Raw genomic sequence first — 17,944 nt, 5'->3', positions numbered from 1 at the left:
AGCGTAGGACGAGCCGTGAAGTCGGGCGTGTAGAAATTCTGGTCGTCAGGGAGTAGACATTGGTTCTCTGACGAAGAAGCTACTTTGTTTAAGTTTACCTGCATCATGTAGGATTTCTCTCATTATTCTAAAGAATTGCCCCTTGTTGTCTATAGTTAGGGAACTTTATGCCTAAAGGAGGAGGGTTTGGCTACGTCTAATCCGACCACACAGTTTCGTAGAGGCTCCCTTCGTCATCTATCAGGCTTGGGTGTTCTTTTTCTCTTGCTCCTCGCTAGTGTGCTAGCCAGCATATTCTTTGGCGCCCGCTCAGTTCCTTTTGGCGAAATCTCTAATGTCTTGCGTGACCCCTCTATTCTGTTTGGTCATCCAGATGCCTTGAACGTAGATCAGCGAGTATTAGTTGAACTGCGTGTACCACGAACATTATTGGGGTTGGTCGCTGGGGCTGCACTTGGGGTTTGCGGTGCTCTCATTCAAGGACATACACGTAACCCGCTCGCAGATACAGGAATTCTTGGCATTAATTTTGGCGCTTCGTTGGCTGTTGTGGTCAGTTTTTCTCTATTCAGCGTTACCTCTGTGTGGGCTATTAGCCTGTGGGCATTCGTTGGAGCAGTTATTGCCACGGGTGCGGTGTTTAGTCTTTCCTTGGTAGGAGGAGGTCAGGCCAACCCGCTCACTTTAGTGCTTGGTGGTGCAGCATTATCTGCAGTTCTTAGTGCCATCATTAGTGGTTTTATTCTTACCAAGGATGCGAATTTGAATCACATGAGGTTTTGGACTGTAGGATCCATTGCGGGCAGAGATCTCACTGTCTTTTACGGGGTACTTCCGTTCATCGTGGTGGGCATTGTACTGGCTTTGGCCACTGCGCCTCAGCTCAATCTCCTCAATCTGGGTGATGATATCGCTTCAGGGTTGGGGGTGAATACACAGCGTGCTCGCGTGATGGGCATGGCTATCATCGCGTTGTTGGCTGGTGCAGCGACTGCGGCGGCAGGTCCCATCACCTTCATTGGACTGGTAGTTCCACATATGGTTCGCGCAATCACAGGCCCCGATTATCGATGGATTTTGCCTTATTCAGCATTAGGCGGTGCGGTTCTGATGTTGATCGCCGACGTTGTTGGTCGGCTGATTGCTCGACCAGGTGAGCTGCAGGTGGGCATTGTCCTCGCTTTCGTGGGTGCACCATTTTTCATTTTCCTCATTTATCGACGCCGAGTGGTGGCGATTTGATGAATTCCTCCGTTGATCACTCTGTCACTCCAGCGGTTCCTAAGCGGCCACCCTTTCGCGTCGGTCCTCTATCTCTTGTGTGGCGGCCACGCGCAGTTGGAGTATCGCTGATTCTGCTTTTAGCAACAGTTTTCTTGGCGGCTGTGTCCATTGGCGTGGGGGAGTACCCAGTGTCTCCTTTGCGTGTATTGGAGGTGTTGTTTACTGGGCAGGGTTCTCACGTGGAAAGGCTAGTGGTTTTGGATTGGCGGATGCCGCGAGCTCTGACTGCGATTTTCGTTGGGTGCGCTTTCGGGCTTTCTGGTGCCCTCACGCAGTCTGTAGCTCGAAATGCGTTGGCGAGCCCAGACATCCTTGGATTTACCACGGGTGCTTCAGCCGCCGCAGTCACCGTGATCACTCTAGGCGGCGGCGCCGGTGGCTTCCTTGGTTGGCTTAGCAGTATTGGAATCCCTTTGGCGGCGTTTTTGGGGGCAACAGTCACAGCGGCTGTGATGTGGGCCTTGGCTTGGCGGACCTCTACTGATTCTTTTCGGCTCGTACTTGTCGGCATAGTCCTGACAGCGCTCTTGTCGTCCTATATCAACTTCCTGATGGTTCGCGCTGAGCTACATGATGCCTCGGCAGCTCAGTTCTGGCTCACAGGGTCGCTGTCCTCCGCAGATTGGTCAAAGACTTGGCCGATCGCCGTTGCAGTGCTGGTAGTGACTCCGTTGCTAGCGTGGATTGGGCATCAACTATTGGCCACTTTGCTTGGCCCGGATACAGCGCGTGCCCTCGGTCAGAATGTTAAGGCTGTTCAGGTGATACTTCTAGGATCAGCTGTTGCGTTAGCGGCTGTAGCAGTCTCGGCAGCAGGGCCGATTGGCTTTGTTGCGTTTGTGGCACCGCAGGTGGCCTTGCGCCTATGTGGTGCTTCTTCTCCACCGTTGTTAGCTTCTTCACTGAGTGGAGCAACCTTGCTTCTTTTGGCGGATATTTGTTCTCAAACACTACTACCTGTTGAACTGCCGGTGGGTGTACTTACATCTGCAATTGGGGGCGCATTCTTGGTCTATGTGCTTGTTCAACGGAATAGGAATGTCACAGTATGAAAAATGACATAGATAGACGCTTGACGCAGAACGACAGCATGTCTGCTTGCGACCTCTCGGTAGACTACGGCGATCGGCGGGTCATTGAAGGTGTGGACGTGAGCTTTCCTCGGGGGCAGGTTACTACAATCGTTGGCGCGAACGGCTGCGGAAAGTCCACGCTGCTCAAGGCCATGTCTCGCCTCATCCCAGTCAGCGGGGGAGAGGTCCTACTCAATGGTCGTGATATTTCGACGATAAAACGTAAGGACCTTGCGCAAACCGTTAGCGTGCTCCCACAGTCTCCCACTGCTCCGGAGGGCCTGAACGTTGCTGACCTAGTATCTCGTGGGCGCCATCCTCACCAGTCGTGGATTCGGCAGTGGTCGTCTACGGACGAGGCTGAAGTATATAGGGCTTTGGATATGACTGGATCTTTAGCTCTTGCGGAGCGTACTGTGGATTCTCTTTCGGGTGGGCAAAGACAGCGCGTGTGGATCTCCATGGTGCTTGCTCAGAATACAGAAATCCTATTTCTAGACGAGCCCACTACCTACTTGGATCTCGCTACTTCTGTGGAAATCTTGGAACTCGTCCGAAATTTGCGACGCGAACTGGATCGCACTGTGGTGATGGTGTTGCATGATCTCAATTTGGCAGTACGCTATAGCGATAATTTGGTGGTGATGAAGGGTGGGCAGATCCTCGCCACCGGTCACCCCCGTGACGTGGTTACTTCTGAGCTTCTGTTAGAGGCGTTTGCGCTCGACGCGCTGGTGGCTGAGGATCCCATCACCGGTGGACCATTGGTTGTTCCACGATAAGGTTCGGTTGCGTCCGCTAGCGGGGTGTATCTGAAATCCCCATGCTTCTGCGTAGCCGCACAGCCTCGTTCTTGGAGGTCGTTTGCGTGGGTTGTCTTAGAACGTCGACGCGATGCTCTGTTCCTCAGAGTCAAAACGCCGTGAACTGGGCTTTTAAAAATTCGCCGAAAATCGAAACGACGTTCCCAGACACTTCCCCCTAAAGACAGGGGCGCGCGGGCCATAAGCGGAGGCATTTCGTAAGTTCAGCAGCAGCGCAGCTCTGTGAACCAACAGTCAGCTTGTCTGTCCGCAGCTTGCTGGCCGGGATTGTAGGCAGCATTGCGATGCCCTCGGCATAACCATAGGATTCTGTGGCACTTAGCTCTGCGTTTCCTCAGGTCGCGCTCTAGGAAAGCACAATAGTCCTATGGTTGTGCCAGAAGCACTCGTTGTTGACACATGCGCGGCTATCTTCTCCTTTTGCTTGTGGCTGTTCCTTGTTTGGGCTAACGCTGTGGCTGGGAAGTAGAGAGTCTTTGCGGCTGGGAATTGGAGAACAACTGCTGTCAGGAAGTGGAGAAGCACTGTGGTGGGGAAGAGGGCAACCACCGCTGTGGGGAAGTGGGACAGGTGCAGGTAGGGGGAGGGGGAGCGTGCCTATAAACAAAAGAACAGAGCCTCTCCGGGGCGGAGAGGCTCTGTTCGGCTTAGCGTCAGAAAACTAAGCCCAGAAGAGAGGTTGTTGAGGCGCTAATTACTTAGCAAAACCGCCGAGGAACTTCCCGACGACATCGTTCAGGCTGGACAGGCCGGTGAAGATGCCAACGATCGTGGCGATCAGCTCAGCGACGGACTTGAAGATTTCGAAGCCGCTTGCGTCTTCCTTCCAGCCGAAGAACTTGTAGGCGTCCTTCTTACGCTTTTCCTTAGCAGCATCGGAGGATGGGCCAGCGGTCTTGTTTGGGTCCTCAGGGTTGTTGTTCTGGCCAGCGCCGTTTTCGCCCTCGGTCTGGTTGTCAGAGGAACCGTCAGCGGATGGGTTCTCGGTGTCCTGGTTGTTGGTGTCGTTGTTGTTGGCGCCCTGGTCAGCCTTGTCGCTGCCGCCTGCGTTGTTCTGACCGGTGGCGGCGGTCTGGTTGTTGTTAGCGCCCAGGGATCCCCAGTCGCTGTCGGCAGCGAATGCAGCCGGGGTGCCAGCAACAGCAACTGCGGCAGCGGTGGACAGAGCAAGAAGGGACTTCTTCAACTTCATGGTTAATCCTTTTCGAAGGTGTCGTGGAGTGTGTTCACAGTGTGTCGTGGTGTACCTCGGAAGCTGGACTGTGCCTCCGCACCGCTTGACGTCGATGACATTAACACGGTCACAAACGGCTGTCACTACCTAATTTTTCACAACCACTGATGACAACAGTGTTCATATTAGGTGATCCTTACTAGTTCGAGCGTAAGGATTGTCTCGAAAAACTGCACGTCAACGGGTAAAAATTCGCCCCACAAGGCTTGGTCTGAATCCATTTAGCTCTCGTAAACTAGGTAATGAAACTTGCGCCCAAACGGGGGTAGTGAGTTCGCTTCCTGTTCACTTTGCTCACGCTCTCGTAACTGAAATGAGCCCAATGTGTAACTGAAAGTGTCACTGGATTGAGTGCTTCGGCCGAACCGTCAGGGCGTTCCTGTGTGAAGACGCACGCCCACCACAATTTTGGTTTTCCGCCACCTTCATGGGATAATCTTCAGGTTGCTTTTCATGCTCCTGTGGAAGCGCGATTCAGAGCTGCGGACGGTGAAGCCGCAAGGTCAGAACCTCCAAGGCTGCAAGCCGCAAGGCCAGAAGCCGCAAGACCGCAAGCCACACGCTCCACACTCGCCACCCCCCACAGGATCACGAAAAGCTAGTGACCATGTGCGCGAGGGTCGGAAATCCCACGCACGCCAAACATCTAGGTCTACTTAAGGAGACTCAAGTGATTCAGCAGGAATCGCGTCTGCGAGTCGCTGATAACACCGGTGCCCGTGAAATCCTGGTCATCCGTGTTCTCGGCGGTTCCACCCGACGCTCCGGCGGTATCGGCGACGTTGTTGTCGCCACTGTGAAGGAAGCAACCCCTGGCGGCACGGTGAAGGCCGGCGACGTCGTGAAGGCTGTTGTTGTCCGTGCGAAGAAGGAAACCCGCCGTCCAGACGGTTCGTACATCAAGTTCGATGAGAACGCTGCCGTCATCATCAAGGCTAACGACAACGATCCTCGCGGCACCCGTATCTTCGGTCCTGTCGCGCGTGAGCTTCGCGATAAGAAGTTCATGAAGATCGTTTCCCTCGCTCCGGAGGTGCTCTAACTCATGAAGATCCGTAAGGGCGATACCGTTATCGTTATCTCTGGCCCAGACAAGGGTGCTAAGGGCAAGGTCATTCAGGCTTTCCCGAAGACCGAGAAGGTTCTGGTTGAGGGTGTTAACCGTATCAAGAAGCACGTTGCAAACTCCGCTCCAGAGCGTGGTGCCGAGTCCGGCGGCATTGTGACCCAGGAGGCTCCTATTCACGTGTCGAACGTGATGATTGTGGACTCCGAGGGTAACCCCACCCGCATCGGTTACCGTTTCGATGAGGACGGTAAGAAGATCCGCGTCTCCAAGCGTACCGGGAAGGACATCTAACGATGAGCGATAACTACACCCCACGCCTGAAGACCCGTTACCGTGAGGACATTCGGGAGAAGCTGAACCAGCAGTTCAGCTACGAGAACGTTATGCAGATCCCTGGTGTGACGAAGATTGTTGTCAACATGGGTGTTGGCGATGCTGCTCGTGACTCCAAGCTGATCAACGGCGCTATCGAGGACCTGACTCTGATCACGGGTCAGAAGCCACAGATCCGTACCGCGAAGAAGGCTATTGCTAACTTCAAGCTGCGTGAGGGAATGCCGATTGGTGTTCGTACCACGCTGCGTGGCGATCGTATGTGGGAGTTCCTGGATCGTCTGCTGACGGTTGCGTTGCCACGTATTCGTGACTTCCGTGGTCTGTCTGACCAGCAGTTCGATGGCCATGGTAACTACACCTTCGGTCTGAGCGAGCAGTCCATGTTCCACGAGATCGACGTCGATAAGATCGATCGTCCTCGCGGTATGAACATCACTGTTGTGACCTCTGCCACGAACGACGATGAGGGCCGTGCGTTGCTGCGCGAGCTGGGCTTCCCATTCGAGGCCGGCGTCAACAAGCGCTAAGAACCTGCGCGCCGTTGTTCCTTTTTTGAACGACGCCCAGCGCACCCCATGAAGCAACCCTCCATCCCATGCCTGGGATGGAGGGTTGCTTTGTGTGCGTTAAAGTGCAAGACCTATTTGGCCAGGGCCTTGATGATCGTTTCGTAGCCGGCGGTGGTGTGGAGCCCGGAGACCGCGGATGCGTCCTTCATGGGAATCACGTACACCCGGTCGTTTTTGATGGCGGGTACGTCTGCGACCGCGGGGTTGTCCAGCAGGCGTGCGTAGGCTTGCCGCCCGCCGCCTTGGAAGTCCTCCAGGAAGAGGATGTCGGGCCGTGCGGTGAGGAGTTGTTCGGCGTCGATGGGTCGGGTGTTGTGCACGCCGAGGGTGTCGCCGGCGTAGGTGCCTCCGGCACGGGTGATGAGGGTGGGGATCATCAGACCGGAGTCCATCACCATGGTTTTGGGGCCGCGCACCATCAGTGCCAGGGTGCTGGGGGAGTGCTTCTGGTCTGAGCTCTGCGCGTTATCGTTGGCCTTGGCCTGTTCGTCCAGCTCAGCCAGCTCCTTCTCGAACGTGGAGGCCAGCTGGTCTGCCTTGTGAGGCTGACCGATCGCCTCGCCGATCTCTCGCGTGGCCTTGGCGATCCCCTCGGGGGTGTTGAACGCGTCCGGTTCCAGCACCAGCGTGCGCACCCCGGTGGCTTCCAGCTGCTCGGAGAAGGTCTTTTCGCCGCCGTGGCGCGCGGTGGCGAGCACGAAATCTGGCTCGTAGGACAGCACCTGCTCTACTTCGGGGTGTGTGCCGGGAGGCAGCGTGCCCTGGACCCCACGGGCGTAGCGGGCCGACGCCCCCGCGGCGTCTGACTTCGCCGTGGCCGGCACAGCGACCACCCGCTCGCCCTCCGTGATCTGCAATAGCAGTGCGGCCACGTCGCTGGTGGCAGCGACGATGCGCTGGGGGCCTTCGGTGGGGTTGTCGGCGTCGGTGATGCCGTCGGAAGCGGCGCTGGAGTTCGCGCCGCCAGAGTTAGCCGAGCCGCTCGAACCAGCCGCGCTACCCGAACCGCCCGAGCCGTCCGAGCTGCACCCCGCCATAACCAAGGCGGACGCGGCCACACCGGCCACAAGCGTGCGGGAAAGTGTACGTGAGAGTGTCATGGAGTTCTCCGTCCTATTCTGTTTCTGTGCTCTATGTCTGTCCTGACGCGCGCTTAGCGCACCGTAATCGTGGGCCAGCCGCCGGGATGCACCCCCACGTCTACGTCCACGCCAAACGCCGCCCGCAGATTCTGCGCGGTCAGCACCTGCCTCGGCGTGCCGTGCGCGTGCATCCGCCCCTCATGCAGCAGTGTGAGCGTGGAGCAATAGCGCCCGGCCAGCTCCAGGTCATGCAGCACCGTCAGCACGGTCCGCGGCTGTTCGCCGGCCTCGATCCACGGCCGCAGCAGCTTGAGCGTGGCGTGTATATGGGAAATGTCCAGTGCGCTGGTCGGCTCATCGAGCACTAGCACCTGGGGCTCTTGCGCAATCGCGCGCGCGAGGTTCACCAGCTGTTGCTGCCCGCCGGAGAGCTCCCGCAGGGGAGTGTGGGCCAGCGGCGCCGTCTCGGTGAGGTGAAGTGCGTGGTCGATAGCCTCGGCGTCGGACAAATTCATGGGACGGAAACGCCGCACACGGGCGTAGCGGGCGAGTTCCACGTAGCGCCGCGTGGTGAAATCGATATCCGACGCCCAGCTCTGCGGCACATAGGCCATCATCCGCGCCCGGCGCCGAGGTGTGAGAGTGCGCGTGTCCGCGCCGAGTGCGGTGATGGACCCGCGGTAGGGTACGAGCCCCAGCAGTGCTTTGACCAGCGTGGATTTGCCGGCGCCGTTGGGGCCGATGATTCCGTGGATGCCGCCGGCGGGGAGGGCGAGGGTGATGGAGTCCAGGAGCGGGGACGTGTGGCCGGGGTAGCGGATGCTCGTGTGGCGAAAGTCGACGGCGGGGGTCGGCGTGCTCATGGGGTGGCCTCCGAGCGTGCGGAGCGCAGGATCAGGAAGAGGAGGAACGGGGCGCCTAGCAGGGCGGTGACCGTGCCGGTCTGCAGTGCGACGGGGTGCCAGAGCATGCGGGCGGCGATGTCTGCGAGCGTGAGGCCTGCGGCGCCGAGCAGCGCGCTGGCGGGAAGGAGGAAGCGGTGGTCGCTTCCGAACATCAGCCTGATGAGGTGCGGGACCACCAGGCCTACGAAGGAGATGATGCCGGTGATGGCCACGCCGGCGGCGGTGGTGAGGGCGGCGCCGAGGAGGACCAGGTGATTGGTGCGTTGGACGTGCAGGCCAGTGGAGTGCGCGGTGGCTTCCCCAAGGGAGAGGAGGTTCAGCTCTGGGGCGAAGAACAGGACGATGGCTGCCCCGAGTGCCAGGGGGATGGCCACGAGGGCGAGCGCGTTCATGGTGCTGCCGGTGAGGTCGCCGTTGAGCCAGAACATGGCGGAGCGGGCGTCTTCGGAGTTGACGGCGTTGGCGATGGTGGCGGCGATGAGCGCGCCGAGGAAAGCGTTGATGGCGATGCCGACCAGCAAAATGGTGTGTGAGCTGCGGTGGGCGCCGATGGCGTGCACGAGGAAGACTGTGGCGAGCGCGCCGGCGAAGGCGCCGGCGGGGAGGACAGCGGGGTGGATGCTGGCCAGCCCCGTGGTGATGAGGAGGACGGCTGCCACGGCGGCGCCGCTGGAGACGCCGGTGATGCCGGGCTCGGCCAGCGGGTTGCGGAACACGGCTTGCATCCCGGCGCCGGCGAGGGCGAGGGAGGCTCCGACGGCGAGGGCGGTGAGCGTGCGGGGAAGACGGACGTGAACAATGAGGGTGTGGATGGGGTGCTGTGGATGTATCAGGGAGGTGACGGAGGCGACGGGGTCGAAGCCGGTGGGGCCGATGCTGATGCCGAACCAGGCGGTGAGGACGCAGAGTACGGCGAGGCTCACGAGGGCGAGGAAGCGCGAGTGGGGCATGGGCGCGGTGGGTATCCCTTCTGGTGAGTGTGAGCGTGGAGCGACAGTATGGAATGACAATCATTCCTACTAGTGATTGCGAGAAGTATAAGTGATGCGCCTGTCTGGTGAAAGTGCTCGGGGGTCATAGCAGCACCCCTATGTGTGACGGGTGGGGTGACTGAACGGCGGGCAGTGATTGATTATGGCAGGGAAGAGCCCCTCCAGAAGGGGGGGGCAATAGGCCTGCGGCGAAAACTATTGTTTGGCGGTTGTGGTGGGGATAGGATTGCTTCACGTCTCACATTGTTCCGAGAGTGAAATCAAGACCCGAAAGAGTCCCAGGAGAAGAGTATGCGCGCGCTGATTTACCATGAGAAGTGCGTGAGATAACGATGTTCGAGGTTAATCAGCTCCGCTTCGCCTACTCTCGCCGTAAGTTCATCTTGGACGAGATTAATCTTCATGTCGAGCAGGGGGAGATTGTTGGGCTATGGGGCGGAAATGGTGCTGGAAAGTCCACTCTTTTGAAGTTGTGCTCTGGTCTGCTAAAGCCAACATCGGGAAGCATTCGCATCGATAACGAGGATGTCTTAGCGCTCAACGCGCAAAGGAAAATCCTCTTCCTTGGCGGCAATGATGCGGTGCCGGAATATCTCACCGGCAAGGAATTGATTGATACTTTTAGTGCCTTATACGGGCAGGAGATCAAGCAGGAGGACTACGACAAGCTGGTTCGCCTCTTCCATCTTCATAATGATGATAATCAGCTGATCGAGAATTACTCCCACGGAATGAAGAAGAAGATTCAACTTCTGGCTGCTGTGCTCTTGCGGAGAAAGCTCACCATCCTGGATGAGACGCTCAATGGTTTAGACGAGCAGGCTATGGATTACATGGTCGGAGAGCTGGCGGCATTGAGCCGTGACTCGGCGGTAGTGATTGCCTCTCACGACCGTCGGTTGCTCAGCAGAGTCTCCACCAGGCTCGTTGTGTTGAATAATGCCTCCATTGTGTACGACGGCGACGTGGAGGCAGGGCTTCGGGCTCTGCCGACATGTTGAGTGAGGGGCACTAGTGAACGTCATCGACAAACCTGTCACTGTTTTATATAGATTCTATCTCAAACAACAAGTCCGCCAATTAGGCCATGATGGAATATTTTCCTCAGGATGGGTGAAGGCGGCAGTGTCATGTGTCGCGCTTCTCATGATGGTGACGCTGACGGCTATAGCCACTATATTTTATTCGACCGCAGAGGCTAGCTCGAAAGTGTTGGATATCCTCCTGGCTTTTTCTAACCTTACTCTTCCGATTTGGGTGACCGTTGGCTTCATTGTATCGAAGGTTCTCCTGGTAAACTCGCCGGATCTGATGAGCGTGACCGCCTCTTTTCCTGTCACGAATAAGCAACGCGGAATAGCTGTTCTGTATCTGGAAGCGACCATCGCCGGGTTGGTTACTGTCACGTTCTTTGTGCCATCGCTAGCGCCTTTGCTCTTTATCTATGGCCTTCCTGCACTTGGACGGATATTCTTGGCTATCGTCTTCCCGGGCCTCATATTATTCTTGCTGGCGCACTTGGTCTTTAACCTGACGGTGGCTCTTGCTAGCCGGCTGAGGATGATCGGCCTGTCCCACTACGTGGGGATGGCGATCGTTATTGGATTGGCCTACCTCTCTGCACTGCAGATACCGAATCATTCCATCGAGCTCTCAGAGGCCTATTACGCATCGCACCCTTATTGGGTGTGGTCCAATGTGCTGCTGAAGGTGTACGTGGAGCACGGGCTGGCTGTGGCTATCGGGGCGTTTGTTATCGCAACGGCCACACTGTTAATGCTCGTGCGTTCCACTGCACCAGGGTGTACGTCCGTCGCGGTGAAGTATGTGCATCTGACGTTGCGGCCTCAACGCGGTCTGCGCAGAATGACAGCACGCCGTGCTATTCTGCACACCGCAGTGAGAAACCTTGTTCGCGCCAGACATACCTGGTTTGCTGTAGCTGCGTCCTGCGCAGCTTTTATTCTGCTCATGGACAGTCAGATTCTTCCGGCAGCGCTCTCCCTTGAAATAGTCAGTTTCATGTCCCGGTATCTGTACTCGGATCTTCGGCGGTTTCGAAAGATGTACCAGGGGTTTGTGAAGCCGTGGTGGGAGTATTTGAGTCTCAATCTGGCCATGATGCTTCTGACCGTTCCCATTGGGGCTATATTCCTCGGTATTCAAGCGCTCCGTGGCAGATATTCAGAACAGAACTTATTTCTGGTTATAGGTTGCCTTTTCTCCATACCCCTGTTGGTGACTTTGGGAATCCTGCTTCCCACGGTGAAGCAGAATCCGCTGGCGAGCCTGGCGGCGATAGGTTCGTTAGGTGTGTTGCTTCTCGCTACGGCATGTGCACTCTCCATATTCTCGTTGATGCCACTCCACATGCTGGGGATCGCTGCTCTCCTTATTGCGACGTTTGTTGTGGTTGGTATTCGCGCTCTTCATGATTCTGGGAAAGGAATGACGGTTCTATGATGAAGCAAGCGTTCTTCTCTGTGGTGTTTGGTTTCTTGGTGGTATGCAGCCTGGCAGTTGTGACCATGCTCTACATCGCGTTTTCGGCTGATGAGCAGGCGTTTTTTAGAACTGGGCTGTTCGGTGCAGTCTATGTTCACGTAAGAGAAAACGCACAGGGCAACCTGGAACTGAGCTTAGGTATCCACAACGGTGGCATTCTCCTGGTCCTCATCGCTATCGCCTCGCTTGTGATCTTCCTTGGCATCCTTGCTGTGAAGGCTGTGCTGGGGCGTCGCTCCACTCGTGACGACTCGATGCAGTAGCGGCTGGAGCCTCCCCTGTGGCAGTTTGGATGTCCTGCTAGCAGGCTGTATAGTAAGAAGGTCTGCGCTCTGCACAGTTAACGTGTGCGCTTGAAGAGCGTAGCGCTCATACGAAAACATCCACTTTGTTGTAGGCCCCTCGCCCGAAGCGGCCGCGTAACTAAAAAGGCAGCGAGCTTCCCTCACTACTGAGTGAGGGCGGCGACAAGTGGCCGAGAAAAACGCGGTGCACGCCACTGGGTGGGCCGGGAACCGCAACGAGAAAGGCACAGGTCACAATCAATGACCATGACTGATCCAATCGCGGACATGCTGTCCCGCGTACGGAATGCCAGCAACGCATTCCATGAATCCGTCTCCATGCCTTCCTCCAAGCTCAAGGTGAACATCGCCGAGATCTTGAAGAAGGAAGGTTACATCGCTAACTACACCGTCTCCGACGACAAGGTTGGCAAGACCCTGGAACTGGAGCTGAAGTACGGCTCCAACCGTCAGCGCTCCATCGAGGGTGTTCGTCGCGTATCCAAGCCAGGTCTGCGTGTCTACGCAAAGTCCAACAACTTGCCAAAGGTCCTGGGCGGCCTGGGCGTGGCTATCATCTCCACGTCCCACGGCCTGCTGACCGACCGTGAGGCCACGAACAAGGGTGTGGGTGGGGAAGTCCTCGCCTACATCTGGTAAGAGGGAGGTACAAGCATGTCTCGAGTAGGCAAGGCACCAATCGCCGTCCCATCTGGCGTCACCGTGAACATCAATGGTCAAAGCGTTGAGGTGAAGGGAACCAAGGGAACCCTGACCGTCGACGTTCCAGCACCTATCGCCGTATCCCAGGAGGGTGACGAGGTTATCGTTACCCGCCCGGACGATCACCGCAAGAACCGTTCCCTGCACGGCTTGTCCCGATCCCTGATCAACAACGCAGTTGTCGGCGTGAGCCAGGGCTACACCATCAACATGGAGATCTTCGGCGTCGGTTACCGTGTTCAGGCCAAGGGCAAGAACCTCGAGTTCGCCCTGGGTTACTCCCACCCTGTACTGATCGAAGCTCCAGAAGGCATCACCTTCGCAGTGGACGGCAACACCAAGCTGTCCGTATCCGGAATCGATAAGCAGCAGGTTGGCCAGGTCGCCGCGATTATCCGCCGTCTGCGTAAGGACGATCCTTACAAGGGCAAGGGTATTCGTTACGCCGGCGAGCAGGTCCGCCGCAAGGTCGGAAAGACTGGTAAGTAAGCATGAGCAACAACGAAAACAACAACGGCAAGCGTCTGCCAGTGGGCAAGGACATCTCCACCCGCCGTCGTACCGCACGTGCACGCCGTCACTTCCGTATTCGCAAGAACCTCGCTGGTACCCCAGAGGCACCACGCTTGGTTGTGCACCGCACGTCCCGCCACATCCACGCTCAGCTCATCGACGATGTTGCAGGCCACACCCTGGCAGCAGCATCCACCCTGGAAGCTGAAGTTCGTGCGATCGAGGGCGACAAGAAGACTCGCGGCGCAAAGGTTGGCCAGCTGATCGCTGAGCGTGCAAAGGCCGTAGGCATCGAAAACGTTGTCTTCGACCGCGCTGGCTACAAGTACCATGGCCGCGTCGCCGCTCTGGCCGACGCAGCTCGCGAAGGTGGTCTGAAGTTCTAATGATCACCGACAACAACATCAACGGAAGGACTGCGTAGTGTCGGAACAAGACCGTAACGGCGGACGCTCCGCTGACAACCGCAACGATCGCAACGAGCGTGGCGGCCGCAACAACGACCGCGGTGGTCGCAACGACCGTCGCAACAACCAGCAGCAGGACGAGCGCTCCCAGTACATCGAGCGCGTTGTCACCATCAACCGCGTTTCCAAGGTGGTTAAGGGTGGTCGTCGCTTCAGCTTCACCGCACTCGTCATCGTCGGCGATGGCCAGGGCATGGTAGGCGTGGGCTACGGCAAGGCCAAGGAAGTGCCTGCTGCAATTCAGAAGGGTGCCGAGGAAGCTCGCAAGAACTTCTTCCGCGTCCCAATGATCAACGGCACCATCACTCACCCAGTTCAGGGTGAGACCGCTGCCGGTATCGTAATGATGAAGCCAGCCGCACCAGGTACCGGTGTTATCGCCGGTGGTGCAGCACGTCCAGTTCTGGAGTGCGCTGGTATTCAGGACATCCTCTCCAAGTCCCTGGGCTCGGACAACGCTATCAACGTTGTGCACGCAACCGTGCACGGCCTGAAGCAGCTGGTCCGCCCAGAAGAGGTTGCCGCACGCCGTGGCAAGTCCTTGGAAGAGGTTGCTCCAGCCGCTATGCTGCGCGCACGCGCTGCAGGACAGGGGGCATAACCCATGGCACTGAAGATTACCCAGCTGAAGGGTACCGTCGGAACCAAGCACAAGCAGCGCAATTCCTTGCGCTCTTTGGGACTGAAGCGTATCGGACAATCTGTTGTTCGCGAGGACACCCCTATCGTCCGCGGCCAGATCAACACCGTGCGCCACATGGTCTCTGTTGAAGAAGTGGCAGGAGAGTAAACATGAGCGATCCAATCAAGCTCCACGATCTCCGTCCATCCAAGGGCGCCAACAAGGCCAAGACCCGCGTGGGTCGTGGTGAGGCATCCAAGGGTAAGACCGCCGGTCGTGGTACCAAGGGAACCAAGGCTCGTAAGCAGGTATCGGCAGCATTCGAGGGTGGCCAGATGCCACTGCACATGCGCCTGCCTAAGCTGAAGGGCTTCAAGAACCCTGCGAAGATCACCTACCAGGTCGTCAACGTTGCTGACCTGGAGAAGGCCTTCCCACAGGGCGGCGAGATCGCTGTTGCCGACATCGTGGCAGCAGGCCTCGTCCGCGCGAAGCAGCCAGTGAAGGTTCTGGGCAACGGTGACCTCAGCGTGAAGCTGAACGTTACCGCTCAGAAGTTCTCCAAGTCTGCTCAGGAGAAGATCGAAGCTGCAGGCGGCTCTGTCACCGAGGCCAAGTAAGCCCGATTAGACAGCCTGCATAGCAGCTAACTATCCCGCCCGTTCTCTCATCGTGAGAGGGCAAGGGCGGGATTTGCTTTTATAAGAATGGACTTCAATCTAGAGGGTCGTTGCAACACTTACCCGAAGAAGAGGGGGCGGATTGTCTGCGAATTGTGGTCCGTTTCATGCCCTGTCAGGGTCTGACCTGGTCTAATGCTCAGAATAAATGCTGAGTGAGCATTTATCGGGTTGCACCATGAGAAATCTTCGGTGTTGCAGCAAGTATAGGGCTTATGGCAGCCGAGACAAGCCCCGCTGCACCGGCTGGGATACTGTTAGCCATGCGTGCGTTACGAGCGCTGGCACAACCATAGGACTTTGTCGCATTTCTTGAGCATTTCCCCAGGTCAAAATCTCGAAAGAGCGAAATAATCCTATGGTTGTGCCAGGGCGCCCCAACACGGACGTTCCGACAGCGGACACTCATTGTGCGCGATGTGCGCCAGGCGTCGGATAACAGTACGGGGAGGATTAGAATCCGGAACGGACAATTTTATCGTCCGAGGGAGCACCATCCTTGTCCAGCGGGAATGCATACGCCAGGGCGGCGGCAAAACGGTAGGAACGGCGGGAGTTTCCGTCAGTGCTGTAATGCGCGTAATCGCCAGGGGCGTACCAGTCCGGCTGAGCCTCGGCAGCCCAATCAAATAGGCGCAATTTCGGGTAGCGGTCCTGCGCGCGGCGCAACGCCTCGTTGAACTCCTGCATGTGGGAATTGGCGTAGTAGCCGTCATTGGTATTCGTGCGTGTGGTCGCCCACATTACATCCTGGTCCTTGAGCAGTTCCATCATGGCGTCGATGCGCTCATCGGGGGAGGAGGTGGCGCCCGCTGCGATATTCGCCGCGTCATTCACACCGGTGGCGATGACCCAGCAGGTGTTCGGGCCGCTGTGCTGATCCACCAGCTCGGTCACGGACTCCACGGCGGAAGGGTACTTCGCGGAACCGTCCGGGGCATCCCAGCCCTCGATGGTGGAGCGGGCGCCGAACACGCTGTCCACCACGTCCTGGGCGCCGTAGGCCCGGTATTGCACGAAGGCGGTATCGTCGGGGCCGTTGACCATGTCGGCGCTGAACATGCCGATGGAGGTGGAGTCGCCCACGTGCACGACCTTCGTGCAGCTCATCACGGGGCGGCCCGCGGCCTGGGCGGCTGCCTTATTCTCTTCGCCGGTTGCCTCACCGGCGCCGTCGGAGTCAGCACCGGCACCCGCACCTGCGCCGTTCGCCGCTTGACGGTTCGCGTCCGTGATCTCCATGGTCTGCATCTTCGCAGCCTGGCTGGAGTTATCCGGCGCAACAATCACGTGCGGCAATGCGATGGCGATCAGCGCCACAAGGATCACGGTCGCCGCGGCGGGGAAGTAGCTGGGGAAGCGGCGGCTGGCCACCGTGGTGGCCTGTGCAGGGGACACGCCAATTTCCCTGGCGGCCCGGCGGCTGCGCGCCCATTCCTTGATCGGCCCCACGATGCCGTTGCGGCGGATCGGGTCTTCGATGATGGACCAGCTCAGCGCGGCAAGCCCAACAGACACCACCACGGTAATCACGCCACCGAGCACGCGGTTCTGGTCGAACCATGGCTGAGGCAGGAACGCGATGACCGGCATGTGCCATAGGTAGATGCCGAAGGAGCGCTCACCGATCCAGCGCAGCGGCTCCCAGCCCAGGAACTTGTTCCAGAAGCCGTCGGGGTGCAGCACGGAGAAGATCGCCAGCACGGTAGCGACCGACAGCAGTGCCAGGCCACCGTGGTAGAGGAAGAAGCTTTCCTGCTCTACCAGGGCGATCAGGGCGATGATGCCGGCGATACCGATGGCACCCATGACCGTGGAGACCTGCCGCTGCGGCAGCACGGACTGCCCCTTGTGCTTGCGGGCGGACAGCCACAGCGCCAGGCACGCGCCCAGCAGCATTCCGCCGGCGCGGGTATCCGTACCTTCGTAGATGCGGGTGGGGTCCATGCCCGGCTCCACCAGCATCCACATCCACACGAAGGAAGCCACAGCTACCAGGAACGTCAGCACCATCGCGATCATGCGCTTGCGGAACACAGTCAGGAACAACAGCAGGAGCAGAGGCCACACCAGGTAGAACTGTTCCTCCACGGACAGGGACCACATGTGGCTCAAAGGGCTGGGGCCGCCGAAGTTGTCGAAGTAGGACTTCTCCTTAAAGATCATGTGCCAGTTGTTGACGTAGAACAGGGCCGACACGCCCTCCATGCCCCATTCGCTGAGCTTGTGCCGGGCCAGCGCCGCGGTCAGCAGCACCGTCACAATAATCGTAATGACCGACGCCGGCATCAGCCTGCGAAAGCGCCTCAACCAGAAGGTCTTCAGCCCCAGGTTGCCCCGGGTATCCCAGGCGCGCATGAGGTTACTGGTGATCAGAAAACCAGAGAGTGTGAAGAACACACCCACGCCCAGCAGCCCGCCGACCACGCCGGGAACATGCAGGTGATAGAGGATCACAGCAGCAACGGCAAGGGTACGCAGGCCATCGAGCCCAGGGATGTAGTGTTGTTCGGACTTAATCGGTTTTGGCATGGCTTTGAAGCTTTCAACACGTGCTTAAGGGAGACGTTGGATCAACAATCGAAACAGACCTAAGAAGAATAACGCACACCAGGGGTTCTAAGGCAATTCTTATGGAAACGTTAGGTAGGAGAGCCCCCGATCGCACCCTGGTTGAGGGAAACTAAACAGTTTAAGGTTTCAGGAACTGCGAAAGGCTGCTATTCTTTTGGGGTTATTGTCACCCAACGCCACAACTGACAGGGTGAGGAACGTTAACAAT

The 17,944-nt window shown here is 57.9% G+C and carries 20 protein-coding genes; 15 read left to right on the top strand and 5 right to left on the bottom strand.

The window, feature by feature from the left end; all coding sequences use genetic code 11:
* The first annotated feature begins 186 nt into the window (after window positions 1-186).
* The 3 genes from GC425_RS04255 to GC425_RS04245 are packed head-to-tail and all read left to right on the top strand — an operon-like array spanning window position 187 to window position 3,139.
* Entirely contained in the window at window positions 187-1,242 is a 1,056-nt protein-coding gene (locus GC425_RS04255; RefSeq protein ID WP_151843718.1) for an iron ABC transporter permease, read from the top strand.
* A complete protein-coding gene (locus GC425_RS04250; RefSeq protein ID WP_151843719.1) occupies window positions 1,242-2,336 on the top strand; it encodes an iron chelate uptake ABC transporter family permease subunit in 1,095 nt (364 codons plus the stop codon). The genes GC425_RS04255 and GC425_RS04250 overlap by 1 nt, the downstream gene beginning before the upstream one ends.
* The gene (locus GC425_RS04245) at window positions 2,333-3,139 is read left to right on the top strand and encodes an ABC transporter ATP-binding protein (protein ID WP_151843720.1); all 807 of its coding nucleotides are present in this window, start codon (window positions 2,333-2,335) and stop codon (window positions 3,137-3,139) included. The genes GC425_RS04250 and GC425_RS04245 overlap by 4 nt, the downstream gene beginning before the upstream one ends.
* A gap of 736 nt (window positions 3,140-3,875) precedes the next feature.
* Here GC425_RS04245 and GC425_RS04240 read toward each other — a convergent pair.
* Window positions 3,876-4,373, bottom strand: a complete 498-nt coding sequence (locus GC425_RS04240) for a hypothetical protein (RefSeq protein WP_151843721.1) — start codon at window positions 4,371-4,373, stop codon at window positions 3,876-3,878.
* A 712-nt stretch (window positions 4,374-5,085) separates the two neighbouring features.
* Between GC425_RS04240 and rplN the strand changes: the two genes are divergently transcribed.
* The 3 genes from rplN to rplE are packed head-to-tail and all read left to right on the top strand — an operon-like array spanning window position 5,086 to window position 6,347.
* Window positions 5,086-5,457, top strand: coding sequence for a 50S ribosomal protein L14 (gene rplN, locus GC425_RS04235; RefSeq protein WP_151842162.1), 372 nt, complete (start codon window positions 5,086-5,088; stop codon window positions 5,455-5,457).
* Between the two features lie 3 nt (window positions 5,458-5,460).
* Window positions 5,461-5,775, top strand: a complete 315-nt coding sequence (rplX, locus tag GC425_RS04230) for a 50S ribosomal protein L24 (protein WP_151842161.1) — start codon at window positions 5,461-5,463, stop codon at window positions 5,773-5,775.
* Window positions 5,776-5,777: 2 nt separating this feature from the next.
* Complete coding sequence (gene rplE, locus GC425_RS04225; protein ID WP_151842160.1) at window positions 5,778-6,347, top strand: 50S ribosomal protein L5; 570 nt, start codon at window positions 5,778-5,780, stop codon at window positions 6,345-6,347.
* Between the two features lie 113 nt (window positions 6,348-6,460).
* Here the strand turns inward: rplE and GC425_RS04220 are convergent, their stop codons facing one another.
* The 3 genes from GC425_RS04220 to GC425_RS04210 are packed head-to-tail and all read right to left on the bottom strand — an operon-like array spanning window position 6,461 to window position 9,326.
* Complete coding sequence (locus tag GC425_RS04220; protein WP_151843722.1) at window positions 6,461-7,489, bottom strand: ABC transporter substrate-binding protein; 1,029 nt, start codon at window positions 7,487-7,489, stop codon at window positions 6,461-6,463.
* A gap of 53 nt (window positions 7,490-7,542) precedes the next feature.
* On the bottom strand, window positions 7,543-8,334 hold the full coding sequence (locus GC425_RS04215; RefSeq protein WP_151843723.1) for an ABC transporter ATP-binding protein: 792 nt from the start codon (window positions 8,332-8,334) through the stop codon (window positions 7,543-7,545).
* Window positions 8,331-9,326, bottom strand: coding sequence for an iron ABC transporter permease (locus tag GC425_RS04210; protein WP_151843724.1), 996 nt, complete (start codon window positions 9,324-9,326; stop codon window positions 8,331-8,333). Before GC425_RS04210 ends, GC425_RS04215 begins: the two co-directional genes overlap by 4 nt.
* Window positions 9,327-9,685: 359 nt before the next feature.
* Here GC425_RS04210 and GC425_RS04205 point away from each other — a divergent pair, with 359 nt between their 5' ends.
* From GC425_RS04205 to rplO, 9 genes are all read left to right on the top strand, one after another.
* Window positions 9,686-10,369, top strand: coding sequence for an ABC transporter ATP-binding protein (locus GC425_RS04205; protein WP_231699665.1), 684 nt, complete (start codon window positions 9,686-9,688; stop codon window positions 10,367-10,369).
* A gap of 13 nt (window positions 10,370-10,382) precedes the next feature.
* The gene (locus GC425_RS04200) at window positions 10,383-11,831 is read left to right on the top strand and encodes a hypothetical protein (RefSeq protein WP_151843726.1); all 1,449 of its coding nucleotides are present in this window, start codon (window positions 10,383-10,385) and stop codon (window positions 11,829-11,831) included.
* Window positions 11,828-12,136, top strand: coding sequence for a hypothetical protein (locus GC425_RS04195; RefSeq protein ID WP_151843727.1), 309 nt, complete (start codon window positions 11,828-11,830; stop codon window positions 12,134-12,136). The genes GC425_RS04200 and GC425_RS04195 overlap by 4 nt, the downstream gene beginning before the upstream one ends.
* Before the next feature lie 282 nt (window positions 12,137-12,418).
* Window positions 12,419-12,817 carry a 30S ribosomal protein S8 gene (gene rpsH, locus GC425_RS04190; protein WP_151842153.1) on the top strand — a complete coding sequence of 133 codons (399 nt, stop codon included), beginning with the start codon at window positions 12,419-12,421 and terminating at the stop codon, window positions 12,815-12,817.
* 15 nt (window positions 12,818-12,832) lie between these two features.
* Window positions 12,833-13,369, top strand: coding sequence for a 50S ribosomal protein L6 (gene rplF / locus GC425_RS04185; protein WP_151842152.1), 537 nt, complete (start codon window positions 12,833-12,835; stop codon window positions 13,367-13,369).
* Between the two features lie 2 nt (window positions 13,370-13,371).
* Window positions 13,372-13,779, top strand: coding sequence for a 50S ribosomal protein L18 (gene rplR / locus GC425_RS04180; protein ID WP_151843728.1), 408 nt, complete (start codon window positions 13,372-13,374; stop codon window positions 13,777-13,779).
* A gap of 37 nt (window positions 13,780-13,816) precedes the next feature.
* Window positions 13,817-14,461, top strand: a complete 645-nt coding sequence (gene rpsE / locus GC425_RS04175) for a 30S ribosomal protein S5 (protein ID WP_151842150.1) — start codon at window positions 13,817-13,819, stop codon at window positions 14,459-14,461.
* Between the two features lie 3 nt (window positions 14,462-14,464).
* On the top strand, window positions 14,465-14,650 hold the full coding sequence (gene rpmD / locus GC425_RS04170) for a 50S ribosomal protein L30 (protein WP_151843729.1): 186 nt from the start codon (window positions 14,465-14,467) through the stop codon (window positions 14,648-14,650).
* Window positions 14,651-14,652: 2 nt separating this feature from the next.
* The gene (rplO, locus tag GC425_RS04165) at window positions 14,653-15,102 is read left to right on the top strand and encodes a 50S ribosomal protein L15 (protein WP_151842148.1); all 450 of its coding nucleotides are present in this window, start codon (window positions 14,653-14,655) and stop codon (window positions 15,100-15,102) included.
* Between the two features lie 513 nt (window positions 15,103-15,615).
* On the opposite strand, the gene GC425_RS04160 is transcribed toward rplO, so the two are convergent.
* Complete coding sequence (locus tag GC425_RS04160; RefSeq protein WP_151843730.1) at window positions 15,616-17,694, bottom strand: acyltransferase family protein; 2,079 nt, start codon at window positions 17,692-17,694, stop codon at window positions 15,616-15,618.
* Window positions 17,695-17,944 lie beyond the last annotated feature (250 nt).

Source organism: Corynebacterium sp. zg254 (assembly GCF_024701495.1).
Taxonomy (GTDB): Bacteria; Actinomycetota; Actinomycetes; order Mycobacteriales; family Mycobacteriaceae; genus Corynebacterium; species Corynebacterium zhongnanshanii.
This window is presented reverse-complemented; position numbering and strand designations above follow the sequence as displayed.